The sequence below is a fragment of the Rhizobium sp. A37_96 genome (assembly GCF_053521765.1).
The window spans coordinates 1-13,928 of sequence record NZ_JBNWDS010000038.1 but is presented as its reverse complement, the minus strand read 5'-3'; the positions used below and the strand labels follow the sequence as shown (position 1 = coordinate 13,928).

At 59.7% G+C, this 13,928-nt stretch carries 14 protein-coding genes; 10 read left to right on the top strand and 4 right to left on the bottom strand.

The window, feature by feature from the left end:
• Positions 1-464 precede the first annotated feature (464 nt).
• Positions 465-1,043 (top strand): S-(hydroxymethyl)glutathione synthase, encoded by a 579-nt coding sequence (gene gfa, locus ACQZ6J_RS33665; RefSeq protein WP_449087212.1) that lies wholly within the window; start codon positions 465-467, stop codon positions 1,041-1,043.
• A gap of 69 nt (positions 1,044-1,112) precedes the next feature.
• On the opposite strand, the gene ACQZ6J_RS33660 is transcribed toward gfa, so the two are convergent.
• The 4 genes from ACQZ6J_RS33660 to ACQZ6J_RS33645 form a co-directional block, all read right to left on the bottom strand.
• On the bottom strand, positions 1,113-2,534 hold the full coding sequence (locus ACQZ6J_RS33660; RefSeq protein ID WP_449087211.1) for an FAD-binding oxidoreductase: 1,422 nt from the start codon (positions 2,532-2,534) through the stop codon (positions 1,113-1,115).
• Positions 2,531-3,652, bottom strand: a complete 1,122-nt coding sequence (gene hisC / locus ACQZ6J_RS33655) for a histidinol-phosphate transaminase (RefSeq protein WP_449087210.1) — start codon at positions 3,650-3,652, stop codon at positions 2,531-2,533. Before hisC ends, ACQZ6J_RS33660 begins: the two co-directional genes overlap by 4 nt.
• A gap of 43 nt (positions 3,653-3,695) precedes the next feature.
• The gene (locus tag ACQZ6J_RS33650) at positions 3,696-4,808 is read right to left on the bottom strand and encodes an FAD-binding oxidoreductase (RefSeq protein WP_449087209.1); all 1,113 of its coding nucleotides are present in this window, start codon (positions 4,806-4,808) and stop codon (positions 3,696-3,698) included.
• A gap of 508 nt (positions 4,809-5,316) precedes the next feature.
• The gene (locus ACQZ6J_RS33645; RefSeq protein ID WP_449087208.1) at positions 5,317-6,222 is read right to left on the bottom strand and encodes a LysR family transcriptional regulator; all 906 of its coding nucleotides are present in this window, start codon (positions 6,220-6,222) and stop codon (positions 5,317-5,319) included.
• An 86-nt stretch (positions 6,223-6,308) separates the two neighbouring features.
• Here ACQZ6J_RS33645 and ACQZ6J_RS33640 point away from each other — a divergent pair, with 86 nt between their 5' ends.
• The 9 genes from ACQZ6J_RS33640 to ACQZ6J_RS33600 form a co-directional block, all read left to right on the top strand.
• Positions 6,309-7,292, top strand: a complete 984-nt coding sequence (locus ACQZ6J_RS33640; protein WP_449087207.1) for an LLM class oxidoreductase — start codon at positions 6,309-6,311, stop codon at positions 7,290-7,292.
• Positions 7,293-7,311: 19 nt separating this feature from the next.
• Positions 7,312-8,136 carry an aldo/keto reductase gene (locus tag ACQZ6J_RS33635; protein WP_449087206.1) on the top strand — a complete coding sequence of 275 codons (825 nt, stop codon included), beginning with the start codon at positions 7,312-7,314 and terminating at the stop codon, positions 8,134-8,136.
• Positions 8,137-8,146: 10 nt separating this feature from the next.
• Positions 8,147-9,355, top strand: coding sequence for an MFS transporter (locus ACQZ6J_RS33630; RefSeq protein ID WP_449087205.1), 1,209 nt, complete (start codon positions 8,147-8,149; stop codon positions 9,353-9,355).
• A 35-nt stretch (positions 9,356-9,390) separates the two neighbouring features.
• The gene (locus tag ACQZ6J_RS33625) at positions 9,391-9,717 is read left to right on the top strand and encodes a MoaF-related domain-containing protein (RefSeq protein ID WP_449087204.1); all 327 of its coding nucleotides are present in this window, start codon (positions 9,391-9,393) and stop codon (positions 9,715-9,717) included.
• A gap of 12 nt (positions 9,718-9,729) precedes the next feature.
• Positions 9,730-10,509: an SDR family NAD(P)-dependent oxidoreductase gene (locus tag ACQZ6J_RS33620; RefSeq protein WP_449087203.1), complete on the top strand. Its 780-nt coding sequence runs from the start codon at positions 9,730-9,732 to the stop codon at positions 10,507-10,509.
• 8 nt (positions 10,510-10,517) lie between these two features.
• Positions 10,518-10,949, top strand: a complete 432-nt coding sequence (locus tag ACQZ6J_RS33615) for a PPC domain-containing DNA-binding protein (protein ID WP_449087202.1) — start codon at positions 10,518-10,520, stop codon at positions 10,947-10,949.
• Between the two features lie 463 nt (positions 10,950-11,412).
• Positions 11,413-12,450 carry an alpha/beta hydrolase gene (locus tag ACQZ6J_RS33610; RefSeq protein WP_449087201.1) on the top strand — a complete coding sequence of 346 codons (1,038 nt, stop codon included), beginning with the start codon at positions 11,413-11,415 and terminating at the stop codon, positions 12,448-12,450.
• Positions 12,451-12,553: 103 nt separating this feature from the next.
• Entirely contained in the window at positions 12,554-13,588 is a 1,035-nt protein-coding gene (locus tag ACQZ6J_RS33605) for a DUF4331 family protein (RefSeq protein ID WP_449087200.1), read from the top strand.
• A 130-nt stretch (positions 13,589-13,718) separates the two neighbouring features.
• Positions 13,719-13,928, top strand: a 210-nt coding sequence (locus ACQZ6J_RS33600) for a HoxN/HupN/NixA family nickel/cobalt transporter (RefSeq protein ID WP_449087199.1), incomplete at its 3' end; no start/stop codon positions are given.

Here is a 13,928-nt window from a genome sequence, read left to right as displayed (position 1 = left end):
ATCATCATCGATCCGATGATCACCCACACCATGCCGCTCGAGGACATCAACAAGGGCTTCGAGCTCATGCACTCAGGCGAAAGCATCAGAAGCGTGGTGGTCTATTGATCCGATGAAGACGGTTGCGCACGACGTTCGCGGTCTTCGTTCCATTGCAAGTGGTCAATCGCCCATGCCCGGGCCCATGGTGTCTTCTCGGCCTGACGCGCACGCATGCCAACGTAATAGAGTAGGGAAAATAGAGACGTCTCGCCGCCGAACCCGGCTTGGTCGTCGTCCGTCCCGCAATCAGCCGCCGCCGTGGCGAAAGCGTTCCTGATGAGCCGGCTACCGGCCGTTCGGAAAGGGAGCGGGGTACGTTGTAAGGCCGGCCAGGTTGCCCCACTCGGCCGACGATCGAAGGCACAGCTAGAAACTTAGGGCCGATGCATATCGCACCGGCAAAAGAGGGAAGGAAGATCTCCATGGTTGGCATAGGTATTCACCCAACGGTCGATTCCGGCTACAGGGCGACAGACGCCACATTCTCTGGCGGGACGCTTGTCTGCCAGTGCACAGTCAATCCTGTGAAAGTGCGCGTCAGCAGCGATATCGCTCACAATCACGCGTGCGGCTGCACCAAATGCTGGAAGCCGAAAGGCGCAGTATTTTCGGTGGTTGCGGTTGCGCCGACAGAAAATGTCGAGGTCATCGAGAATGCGGACAAGCTGGCGGTGGTCGATGCGGCCGCGTTGATTCAGCGGCATGCGTGCAAGGCTTGCGGTGTGCACATGCACGGTCCCGTCGAACGGGAGCACCCATTCCAGGGGCTATCGTTCATCCATCCCGAGCGGTTTGAAGAAAAGGGTTGGGCGCAACCGGGTTTTGCTGCGTTCGTATCGTCGATAATCGAGGCAGGCTTCGCTCCGGAGCGAATGAAGCTGGTTCGTTCACAGCTTAAGGATAACGGACTTGAGCCGTATGACTGCCTGTCGCCGGCACTGATGGACTACATTGCGACCTGGACCGCAAAGAAGAACGACGAGCTTCGGGGCGAAAGATAGCCGCTGCGCCATTGCAGGGTGTTCGGCGCCGCATCTCGATGCAAGAGACGCGGCGCTTGCTTCCTTCACTTACCCCGTGACCTTGCCCGGGTTGAAAGTCTTCATGCCATCCAGCTGCCCTTTGATTTTCTGCATCAAGGCAAGTTTCACGGGATCGGAAGTCATCTTCAAAGAGTGGATGCGCTTCGATCCGATCCCGTGTTCCGCTGAAAACGATCCTCCGATCTTCGCTATGTCGCGATAGATTATCCGCTCGACGGAAGCCGACTTTTCCATGGACAGATCCGAAGATGCGGCATTCAGCACGATGTGAAGGTTGCCATCGGCAATATGCCCGAAAAGGTATGGATCGAGACCCGGATCGAGTTCACGCAATTCGGACATGCATCGATGAACATATGCATCGATTTCCGATAACGGCACCGAAACGTCAAACGAAGGCGCGGCCGCATGCCTGCGATAAATGAGGTCTGTGTCTTCCCTCAAGCGCCATAGCTGCGACTGCTGGGCTTGAGAGCTTGCAAGTACCGCGGAGATGTCCTCGTACGTCCCGGCCAGCATTTCGTAGAGGCGGCCGAGTTCATGCTGAAGCTGTTCTTCATCCGCGCCGCCAAGCGAGAGGAGAAGGTTCACCGGACAATCGGCTTTGTAATCGCCAGCCGACCAGGCATGCTCTTCCGATGTCAGCTTGAAGAACGAATGCCAGATTGCCTCGGCCGCACGAAGATATCCATATTGTGCGGCAAGGGCCAGCCTTGTTGCTTCGAGCGCCGCTTCCACCGAGGGCAGGCCGAACAGGGCTGTCGCCACGGATGTCGGCGAGGGTTCGAGCTTGACCGCGACGCGCGTTACGATGCCAAGCGTTCCCTCCGCGCCGATGAAGAGATGCTTGAGATCGTACCCGGCGGCATTCTTCACGACGCGCGTCAGGTCGGAATATATGCTGCCATCCGGCAAGACGGCTTCCAGGCCGAGAACGCGGTGGCGCATCACGCCATATCGGAAGGCAGAAATTCCGCCTGCATTGGTTGAGACCATGCCGCCGATCGTCGCCGACCCGCGCGATGGCAGATCGATTCCCGGTTCGAGCCCATGCTCGACGATCGCCTCCTGGAGGGCCTGCAGGGTCACGCCGGCCTCGACGACCGCAACACGTTCGACAGCGGAGAACTGAACGATGCGGTTCAGCCTGGCGGTCGATACTATGATCTGCCCGGGTTGCGATAGGGCTCCGCCAACCAGGCCGGTTCTGCCGCCGTGCGTAACGATCGAGACGCCATGCGCGTTCGCGCATTTGACGATGGTGGAGATCTGTTCGGAACTTTCGGGAAAAACAATGGCTGCCGCTCCCAGGTTTCCGGCCGTGACGCCATGGTCAACCGTGTCGACGGCGGAGCCTTGCTTGAAATTGGAGGAGCCGACCATGCTTCGCATCGCGTCGATGAAATCACTTGGCAGCTGCGCGGTTTCAACAGAATGTCCAGCGCTCATCGGCCTGCCTGTCTCTGGCTTTGACCTGCCTTCAGCTCCGCCAGTGCATCCAGAAAGCGGTCATTCTCCGCAGGGAGCCCGACGGTAACCCTGATATAGGTCTCGAACCCCGGCTCTTTCCAAGGCTTCACGATAATGCCATGCGACAGAAAATGGTCGAAGGCCGCGCCGCTGTCATGGCTGACATCTATGAAGAGAAAGTTCGTCATCGACTCCGGCGCGAAATAACCAAGGGCCTTGACCTGGCGCGCCATACGCTCCCGCTCTGCGACCACCTTGGCAACCGCGCTGCGCATCCATTCTTCATCTTCCAGCGCCGCGACGGCCGCCAGTTGCGCCGCCGCATTCACGTTGAATGGTGTTTTTGCAGATGAGATCGCCGCAGCGACACGCTCGTCCGACGCGATCGCATAGCCCACGCGAAGACCCGCCAGGCCATAGGCCTTCGAGAAGGTGCGTAGGACGACATAAGCAAGTCCGCTCGTTTCCAGTTCACGCACGCCGTCCGGTCCATCCGTGCCGCAAAACTCGAAATATGCTTCGTCCAGGACGAAGAGAGTTTCCTTCGGAACGGCCTCGATGATGTGCCGCAGGCCTTCGGTCGCAAGGGCCGGGCCAACCGGATTCGACGGCGATGAAAGAAAGAAGATCGATGGCTTCGTCCGAAGAGCTGCGACAAGTCCAACGACATCGAACCTGAGATCCGCGGTCATCGGATATTTGACGACCTTGGCGCCGTTTGCGCGGGGCTCTATTTCATGAAGCCCGAAGCCAGGCGTCACCGTCAGCACAGTGGAGAACGGACGAAGTGCGGCCCGGCTGACTGCTGCGATCATCTCTTCGGAGCCGTTTCCTATGACGATCCGGTTCGCGGGGATATCTAGCTTTCCCGACAGAGCATCGCGCAGGCTCGTGCAGCTCGGATCGGAGTAACGGGACGGCTCGATCCCGGCCAACGCCTTTGATACATTCGGCGAACAGCCATAGGGGTTCTCGTTGCTGGCGAGGGCCGCTATGTCGTCACGCCCGGTCTTGTTCCGGACGACCGCGATGTTCATGCCCGCATTGTATGGCGGAAGGCTTGCCACGTTCGGATTAAGTTTGAATGTAGTCGACATTGGTCTCTCCCCAAAAGTGGCAATGAAAGCTTGAATTTCCCGATCAAAGATCGAGAACGATTGAGCTTGTCGGTTTGGTGCAGCAGAGCAGCACCTTTCCAGACGGCGTTTCTTCCAGCGGCTCCTCCGTGTACACGACATCGCCCGACACCAGGGTTTGCAGACAGCTTCCGCAAACGCCTGCGCGGCACGAAAAAGCAGGCTCGATGCCCTGCGCCTCCAGGAAACTGAGGATCGACTCCGAGGTTTCCTTCCATTCGAATTTGCCCCCCGATTTCCGAAGCGTAACGCAGAGCTTCCCAGTCGACGGATCGTCAGCGGGGTCTGCGGGCTTCGGCATGTTCGGAGCCGCAGGCTCAGATGCTTTCGATGGGGCGAGGAGCGAGGCGGGACCGAAGAACTCGTAAGCGATCTTGTTCTTCTCGATCCCGAGATCCAGGAGCAGATCGTACATGGCTTGCATGAATGGCGGCGGGCCACACATATAGACTTCGTAGTCGTCAAGCGGCAGAAGCTTCTGCAAGGTCGGCCGCGAGATGAAGCCCGTCGAATGGTATCGGCCCTGCCGCGTGTCTTCGTCGCTCGGGAAGCGGTAGCAGTAGTGAACATTCAGGCCTTGCCTGATCGCCGCAAGCGCATCGACCTCGCTTTCGAGCGCATGGACTGCCCCGCCGTCGCAGGCATGGATGAACCAGACGGGCCGATCGCTTTCGTTTGCCAGAACTTTCAGCATCGAGATCGTCGGAGTGATGCCCACACCCGCAGAAAGCAGGATTACCGGCCTCTTGCTCAGCCGGTCGAGCTTGAACGCACCGTGAGGGCCGTCGATATCGACGATCGTGCCTTCCTCGACAACATCATGTAGCCAGGACGATGCAAGACCGTCCGCGATGCCGGGGACCAGTGCGATCTCCTTCTTCACCGTAATCCGATAGAAGCCCTCGTCGGCGGGCGCCGAGGAAACAGTATAGTTGCGGATGACGGGCCGGTCCGTTTTACCGCCGGGCAGCCGGATGGTCAGAAACTGGCCGGCCTCGAATCGACGCCAGTGATCGGACTGTATGGGGGCGAAGTAGAATGACGTGATGGTTGAACTTTCACGGACCTTTTTAACCACCTTGAAGGGCCGGAACCGAGAGTTGGAGCTGGTCGACATGAAGCTTGACTACCCTTGCTTTGGGGCCGACCACGCCGCCGCCGTATGTTTGCACTGTCGACTGCCGAAGCGCGGAACGCTCAGACTTTCTTGCCTTTTTCCCTCGATGCGGAAGGCTCAAAAAGCAGATGCGACAAACGCCAGGGCTGCGACGCGTGGCGAGGTCCACCGCTATGACAGGTTGATTATTCCGACCCTTGGCCAGCATGACAATGCGGGCGATGTTTGGTTTTTGTTTAGAAAAACTTAAAAGCAATCCGTTGGCTTACGCCAGGATCGAGGCCGCCAATATGTATAGATATAATCATGCCGAAATGACGTCTGATTCCGGTCCGCCACTGACGCCCAAGCAGCTTGTCCTTGTGAACCGGACTGCACGATTTTCGCTCGGAATAACGACCGATCCGGAATTTTCAACGGTTTCGAAACATATCACATCAAAGTTTGCTCGCTTCTGGCTACCTCTGAATCCATTTCGGGAATCAGCCGCGATTTCGTCGGAGTACGACTATGACTCGTTCAAGAACTGCTGAAGTCGCGGAGCAACAAAATCGAGGAAGGCGCGAACGCGCTGCGGCAATCGGGGGCCGCCAAGATAGAGTGCGTGGATTTCCTCCTCATCGCCTTCGACCGCCTCTGCCAGAATTTCCACCAAGCGGCCGGCGGCGATGTCCGCGCGGGCGTGATAGTCGCCGAGACGCGCAAGCCCAACGCCGGCGAGCGCCATACGCCGCACCGTTTCGCCGTTGTTAGCAAGAAGAGTGCCATTGACCGTGCGATCGACTGTGCGCCCGCTTTGCTTGAGTGGCCACACGGGTGCTGCGCGGCGAAAGTTGAAGCCAAGGCAATTGTGCCGGGAGAGATCGTCGATCGTCCGAGGTGTGCCGTGGCGCGCGAGATAGTCTGGCGCGGCGACGATCTTGCGCCGGGCTATTCCAATCCGCCGGGCCATCATGCTCGAGTCCTGAAGGCTTCCGACACGAAAGGCGACATCGGTGCGGTCCAGATAGAGATCGACCATTTCATCCGACAAAGATAGATCAACGATGATATTTGGATGTGCCTGCCAGAAGGCGGGAAGCAAAGGTTCCAGCCCGAGCACGCCGAAGGCGACGGAAGCATTGACGCGAACGGTGCCGCCGGCGCTCGCAGCACCCGTCGACAGATTGCGCTCCACATCCTCGATCTCGGCAAGCAAGGCGAGGCTTCGTTCGTAGTAGATCTGACCCTCGACGGTCAGCGAGAGACGGCGCGTCGAGCGTTCGAGCAAGCGGACACCGAGACGGGTCTCGATCCGGCCGATCATCTTGCTCACCGTCGAAGGTGTCATGCGCATCAGGCGCGCAGCCTCGGAAAAATTCCCAGCTTCGACCACTCTCAAGAACACCTGCATCTCGCCGGCTCGGTTATCCATCACGTCTCCATCTATGAACTTGTTTCACAGATAATGTGCAAAGCGAGCGGATTATCAAGCGGACATGTGCGGCCTACTTACGCTGCATGTCAAAACAATCAGCAACCAATCTCATCAAAAAAGCCGACCGCTTGACGGTCGGGATCGAATTTCCGCTCGACAACGATTGGTCCCCTGACGGTGAGGCCCGCCGTATAGCCGACGGTCGTCCGCGGGGTGTTCCCGATCTATCAGGGCAAGCCGACATCGTCCACAAGATCGACGCGCTTGGATTTGCGGCCCTCTGGATCCGCGACGTACCGGTCTTCGACGAGGTCAACATGGGCGACGCGGGTTCCGTCTACGACGTATTCGCCTTGCTGGGTTTTCTCGCAGGCATCACCAGGAACGTCGCGCTCGGCACCGCCGCCGTGGTTCTGCCCATCCGTCATCCAATGATGACCGCAAAGGCCGCAGCCTCGATCGACGCTCTTTCGAATGGACGATTGATCCTTGGCGTGGCGAGCGGCGACCGGCCGGTTGAATATCCGCTTCTCGGGATCGACTTCGACAGCCGTGGACAGGCTTTTCGCGATGCGGTCGGCTATCTCCGCGCCGCCTGGCAGGAAGGCGGCCTGCCGGTGGAGGGGCAGCGCATACCATCGCTCGATCTCCTGCCCCGACCGGCACAGCCGAGCATTCCGCTCATCGTCGCCGGCCGCGCTCAGCAAGACGAGGCGTGGCTCGAAGCGAATATGGACGGCCGGTTCGTCTATCCCGGCAACTTTGATCGGTTGATCGTGCAGGCGAGAGAATGGGCGAGCAAGACTGGCGGAATGCGTCCCTTCATCAGTGCCTTCCATCTTGACCTTACCGATGATCCCGACGCCCGGGCCGAACCCATCCGCTTCGGCGCACGTATCGGTCGCAAGGCACTCATCGAGCATCTCCGCGCGCTTCGGCGCGGCGGTGTCGACCATATGGCGATCAATCTCCGGCAATCGGCGCGCCCGCTTGACGAAGTGATCGAGGAACTGGCGGCGGAGGTGATCCCGGCGCTCGACGAAAGCAAGGCGGCACAAGCCGCCTGACCATCACAGGAGACTATCCATGCAGATTGTAAAGGCGCACGGCGCCGAAATTCCCGCCCTTGGCTTCGGTGTCTTCCGGATGTCGGATGCCGAGGTGGAACGTGTTGTTCCCGCAGCCCTGGAAGCCGGTTTCACCCATTTCGATACCGCCCAGATCTACGGCAATGAGGCGGCGCTCGGCCGTACCCTGCAGGCAGTCGGCGCACGTCGTCAGGATTTGTTCCTGACCACCAAGGTCTGGGTCGACAACTACAGCCCGGAAAACTTTGCCGCTTCTGTCGATGAAAGCCTCGACAAGTTGAAGGTCGATCGGGTCGATCTGCTGCTCCTGCATTGGCCTGCCGAGAAGGTTGCCATCGCCGACCAGATCGAGATGCTCAATGCCGTGCAGGCTGCTGGCAAGACCCGGTTTATCGGCGTCAGCAACCAGAATATCGCGCAGCTCAGCGAGTCGATCGCATCGAGCCAGGCATCGATCGTCACCAACCAGATCGAGGTGCATCCCTATCTCGACCAACGCGCGATGACTGATGCCGCCCGGGCTGCGGGCGTCGCTATCACAGCCTATTACGGCATGGCCGATGGCGCCGTTCCGAAAGATCCGGTGCTCCAGCGTATCGGTGCCGCATATGGCAAGAGCGCCGCACAAGTAGGGCTGCGCTGGCTGATTCAGCAGGGCTTCGTCGCCCTCTCGAAGACTGCCAAGCCCGAGCGTGTGGCAGAGAATTTCGCCGTCTTCGATTTCGCTCTCAGCGACGAGGAGATGGCGGCAATCGGCAAGCTGGCCCGTCCCAATGGCCGTCTCGTCAGCCCTCCGGGCCTGGCACCGACCTGGGATGCATAAGGAGCACGACATGGGCGCTGCAGCACCAACTATCCAGCCCAGGCAAGGAAATGGGGGCGGTATCAACTGGCCGCTCCTCGCCCTTGCCATGGGGGCTTTTGGCATCGGCACGACCGAATTTTCGCCGATGGGGCTTTTGCCCGTCATAGCGGAAGGGGTGAATGTCTCGATCCCGACCGCCGGCCTACTCGTCAGCGCCTATGCGATCGGCGTCATGATCGGCGCTCCAGTGATGACGCTCGCCTTCAGCCGGTTCGGTAAACGCACCGCGTTGATGCTGCTGATGGGCATCTTCACCATCGGCAATCTCTTGTCAGCGCTGTCGCCCGACTATTGGACATTGCTCGCAGCGCGTCTCGTCACCAGCCTCAATCACGGTGCCTTCTTCGGGCTCGGCTCGATCGTTGCCGCGAGCGTGGTGCCGAAGGAGAAGCAGGCCAGCGCCGTTGCGACCATGTTCATGGGGCTGACTATTGCCAATATCGGCGGCGTGCCGGCGGCCACCTGGATCGGCCAGCAAATCGGCTGGCGCATGGCTTTCGCCGGCACGGCAGGCTTGGGCCTCCTTGCTATCGCAGCGCTATGGCTTGCCTTGCCGCAGGGTGAAGCCGGCAAGATGCCTGATGTCAGGCGGGAACTGCGCGTGCTCACACGCCCGGCCGTACTGCTCGCCATGGCGACGACTGTCATGGGCGCCGGCGCCATGTTCACGCTCTACACCTACGTGGCTCCGACGCTGGCGGAATTGACCGGCGCGTCGGAGGGGTTCGTTACGCTCGCGCTGGTGCTGATCGGGGTTGGCTTCACCATTGGCAACGGGCTTGGTGGCCGGCTTGCCGATTGGTCGCTTGATGGTGCGACGAAGATATTTCTCACCGTCCTTGCGCTCATTATGCTGGCCTTGCCATTCGCGCTGACCAGCCAGGTCGGCGCTGCGATCGGGCTTGTCGTCTGGGGTGCTGCGGCCTTTGCCATCGTACCGCCGGTACAGATGCGGGTGATGCAGGCGGCGTCGGAAGCGCCGGGGTTGGCTTCGTCGATCAATGTCGGCGCATTCAACCTTGGTAATGCGCTTGGGGCTGCCGTGGGCGGTGGGGTGATCGGCCTTGGCCTTGGCTACGAGGCGGTGCCGATTGCAGGCGGGCTGCTCGCGGCGGCAGGCCTGGCGCTGGTCTGGCTCGGACGCGCTCGCCCGGCGATCCGGACATGTGAAGCGTGAAATACGGAATCTTGGAAGGAACAAGGATGAATGGGATGTCTTTCCCGTTGGCGGGTCAACGCTTCGAAGTCGACTATGGCGACCTGATCGCCACGAATGCCTATGGCGAAGAGGGGTTGTCGCTCACCTATGAAATCACCGGCGGTGCGCTCGCCGGCAATACGGCGACGGCCGACTTCGAGTGGCGCCACCTTTTCGGCGGCACCTATGCGATCTCCTGGCAGGAGGCGGATGGTTCAACGGTGGTTCACATCGACGATTTCGAGGGCGGCCGTTCTCTGGCCTTTTTCACGACACCAGACGGTCAGTTCTTTCGTCTGGAGGGCAGCTTGAAGCGGCTGGAACCCAATCACCAGAATTAAGGAAACGATTCCATGGATTTGCAACTCAGCGGCAAGACCGCCCTTATCACCGGCGCGACCGCCGGCATCGGGCTCGCCATTGCCCGTACACTCGCAGCGGAAGGCGCGACCCTGGTTATCGCTGGCCGCTCCCAAGCTAATCTGGATGCCGCCATCACTGATATCGGTGGCAACGTCCGCGCCGTGCTTGCCGACCCGGCGACCGCGGAAGGAGCGGCGACGCTGACGGACGCGGTGCCTGATATCGATATCCTCGTCAACAATCTTGGTATCTACGAATCCAAGGAATTCGGTGACATCACCGACGACGACTGGCGCCGCTTCTTCGAAGTGAACGTGTTGAGCGGCGCCCGGCTTTCGCGGCACTATCTGCCGGGCATGCTCGCGCGCAACTGGGGACGGATCATCTTCATCTCCAGCGAAAGCGGGGTCCTTGTGCCACCCAACATGATCCACTACGGCATGACCAAGACGGCGCAGCTCGCGATTTCGCGAGGACTGGCAGCAAAGACCAAGGGTACGCGCGTCACGGTCAATACCGTGCTTCCCGGCACGACACACTCGGCTGGCATCGAGGACTTCATGCGCAGCGTCGCCAGCGATCCAAACCTGCCAGCGGACGAGATGGAACGGGAGTATTTTGCCAAGGAACGTGCGAGTTCGCTCATCCAGCGGATGATCGAGCCCGAAGAGGTCGCCAGCCTCGTCGCTTATGTGGCAAGCCCTCTGTCCGCAGCGACGAACGGTGCGGCGTTGCGCGTCGACGGCGGTATCACGCCGACCATCGTGTGAGGCGAGCCATGTCCGAACCCAAACGCTATATTCCGATACCGACCGGCTTCCTGATGGTGTTGCGTCAGGGCGATGATGTTTTTGCTCGGCTTGAAGCGTTGATGCGCGACGAAGCGATCCCGGCGGCTGTCATCAGCGGTTTCGGATTCGTGGGCAAAGCAACGTTCGGGTTCTTCGATTATGAGACGAAGCAATATCGGCCGAAGACGATGACGGATCTGGAATTGACGAACCTGACCGGGACCCTGGCGTGGAAGGACGGCGTACCGGCTCCGCACCTCCACGGCACGGCCGGTGACGACAGCTTTCGCACCTTCGGAGGCCATCTTCTGGCGCTGGAGGTCGGACGTGGTTCGCTTGAAATCAACGTGCTGCTGATCCCAACGCGGCTCGAGCGCGCCATCGATCCCGATATCGGTGCAAACGTGCTGCAACTTTGAACAATCGCAACTTGCAGCCTGTGCCAATGTGCCGAGACGGCCTCTCATCTGGTTGAGTCGCGGTCCCGCGAGGGATCATGTGTTTGGTGGCATTCAGCGTGCGCCGGATGGACGCATCAGCCAGGGAAAATGTGTCGCTTGGTCGTAGGATCGCTGTACGGGTTGATAGCTGGCACGGCGCGCCCGCCGCCGCGCCGATAACCGTTTCGGTCATGCATCTCATTGAGGTGGCCGCATCGCTGCCCAAGCGTCGCGGAGACTATGCTCGACGATCGATATGTCGATGTCTTGGCCGTGAGTATCGGCGTGGCCATTCGGATTGGGTCGCGCGTGATCCGGTATGAGCAATCTCGGTCAAAATTTCGGCAATTCCGGTTGCGACCGCCTCGATGCTTACCGGCATATTGCGCGTCGCGTGCGAAAAGCTCGCTCCCGCCACCGTCCCATTCATAGGAACGAACTCATGAAAGCTCTTGTCAGAATTGCCAGCCTTGCAGCGGGAATCATGCTGACCGTGCAAATGGCTCAAGCTGCTTCGAAAGATCCGTCGACAGACCCGAACATCGATCCGCAAATCCGATCCTTTCTCAAGGAGCTGAACAAGGATAGCAGCCCGTTCTGGAAGCTGCCGCAGCCACAGCCGCAGGACATTCTGACGGGATTGCAGAACAAGACGGCAGTCGACATGTCAGGCGTCACGACAGTCGAAAAAACCGTCACCCAGGATGGACAGGCGGTCAAGATTTACATCATGACGCCGGAGAAGCTGACGGGCAAGCCGGGCATTCTCTTCTTCGTTCACGGCGGCGTCTGGATCGTTGGCAACTTCCAGAACCATCAGCGGTTGCTGCGTGATCTGGTGGTCGGATCAGGCCAGATCGGCGTGTTCGTCGAATACACGCCGCTTCCGGAAGCCAAGTATCCGACGCAGCTCGATCAAAGCTATGCGGCGCTGGAGTGGGCGGCGGCGCATGCAGACGAATTCGGCGCGGACGGCTCCAAGATTGCCATTGCCGGCAACTCTGTCGGCGGCGACATGGCGGCGGCGCTGACCTTGATGACCAAGGATCGGAATGGTCCGAAAATCAGCTATCAGGTGCTCTTCATTCCTGCGACCGACGCCAGCGTCGACACGGCTTCCTATCATGAATATGGAACCGGCCGCTTTCTTGCTCGCGATTTCATGAAGTATGGCTGGGATCTCTACGCGCCCGACAAAAAGACGCGAGACAACCCCTATGTCTCGCCGTTGCGCGCCACGACCGATGAACTGAAGGGATTGCCGCCGGCCCTGGTGATTACGGCGGAAAACGATCCGTTGCGCGATGAGGGCGAGGCCTACGCCCGCAAGCTGAAAGACGCTGGTGTCGATGTTACGGCTGTACGTTATGGTGGGATGATCCACGATTTCGTGTTGTTGAACGCCATCCACGATGTTCCGGGCGTCAAGGCTGCGATCGAGCAGGCAAGCGACGGCATCCGCGATCATCTTACTCACTAAGCGCCTGGCAGACAGCCTTCATACCGACTTCGAGGCCGGTATGAAGGCCCGTAAGGCCGCAATCTTTCGGCGTGGCTTCTGTTCAACATATGTGGAGCTTTTCATGTCCCATCATCTGGATTCACCCATCGCTCGTCAGGATATCCGCCTTGATATCACGGATCTCTATGTGTTCCGCGGCGAGGTCGGTACCGTGTTCGCCATCAATCTTTGTCATTCTATCGCCGGGCCCGTACCCGTGCCTGGTTACCATCCGGAAGGCATGTACGAATTCAAGATCGATACCGATGGAGATGCGGCCGAGGATACGACCTTCCGTCTGAAGTTCGACGAGCGAGATGGCGCGGGCCGCCAGCGCCTAACCCTGTTCCGCATTGACGGCGCGGATGCCACCGACCCCGAGGCGCCGGGCATCAGCCTGCTTGAAGGTGCGACCGAGGAAGTGCTCTCGACACCCGCGGGACTGCGCCTCTGGGCGGGGAAGGCTGGGGATCCATTCTGGATCGAGCCAGATGTTCTCCATGCTGTCGGTCATGCTTTCGAAGACGGAACCGTCATCGATCTGGCAGGCTGGAACGCAAAGCAGGCGAAGAACCTGTTTGCCGACCACACGGTCTACTCGATCGTGCTTGAAGTCCCCGACGACCTCCTCTTGCCCGCCGCATCGCCTAGGCGGAAGATCGGTGTCTGGGCAGTTGCGACGCTCGCGACGGACGCCGGCGGGTGGCGGTCTATCAATCGCGTCGGCTTGCCGATGATTCATCCTCTCTTCACGCAATTCAACGAGGACCTCGGCAATCGTCTCAATGCCGGCAAGCCGTCCGAGGATTTTTCCATTTATGGCACTGCTATCATTGCTGCCGTTGCCAAAGTCGTCGCCGCATATGGTACGGCCGATGACGCACAGGCTTATGCCAACGTAGTCGCGCATAGGTTCCTTCCCAATATACTGCCATACGAAGTCGGAACGCAGGCAGCCTTTGGATTTGCGGAGTGGAATGGACGATCCCTGACGGACAACGCGCCTGACGTGATGTTCACCATCGCCGCGAACACGCCGGTGAGCCTGGGGATCGGCAAGGAATCGGTAACTCGCAAGCCGTCGAATACCTTTCCCTACATGCCGTCGCTTGGCTAGTCGGGCCGGCGCCGCAAAGCACATCTCGATGATGCTTTGCGGCGACCAATCATGGGCGCTGAAGGTGGCGCAGAAAGCCCGTTCTGCGAACCAGCGGCCCCGTCTTAACCCTCGCCCGACGGATCCTCCCATGAGAAACAAACTTATCGTCACCTATCTTGTCCTGGCAGGCATGAACGCACTTGCCTGGATCTGGGCGTGGGCGGCCTTTGCCGACAGACCATCGCTTCTGGGCATCGCTCTGCTTGCCTACATGTTCGGGCTTCGCCACGCCTTCGATGCCGACCATATCGCCGCCATCGATAACGTCGTGCGCAAGCTGATGCAGGAAAAGAAGCAG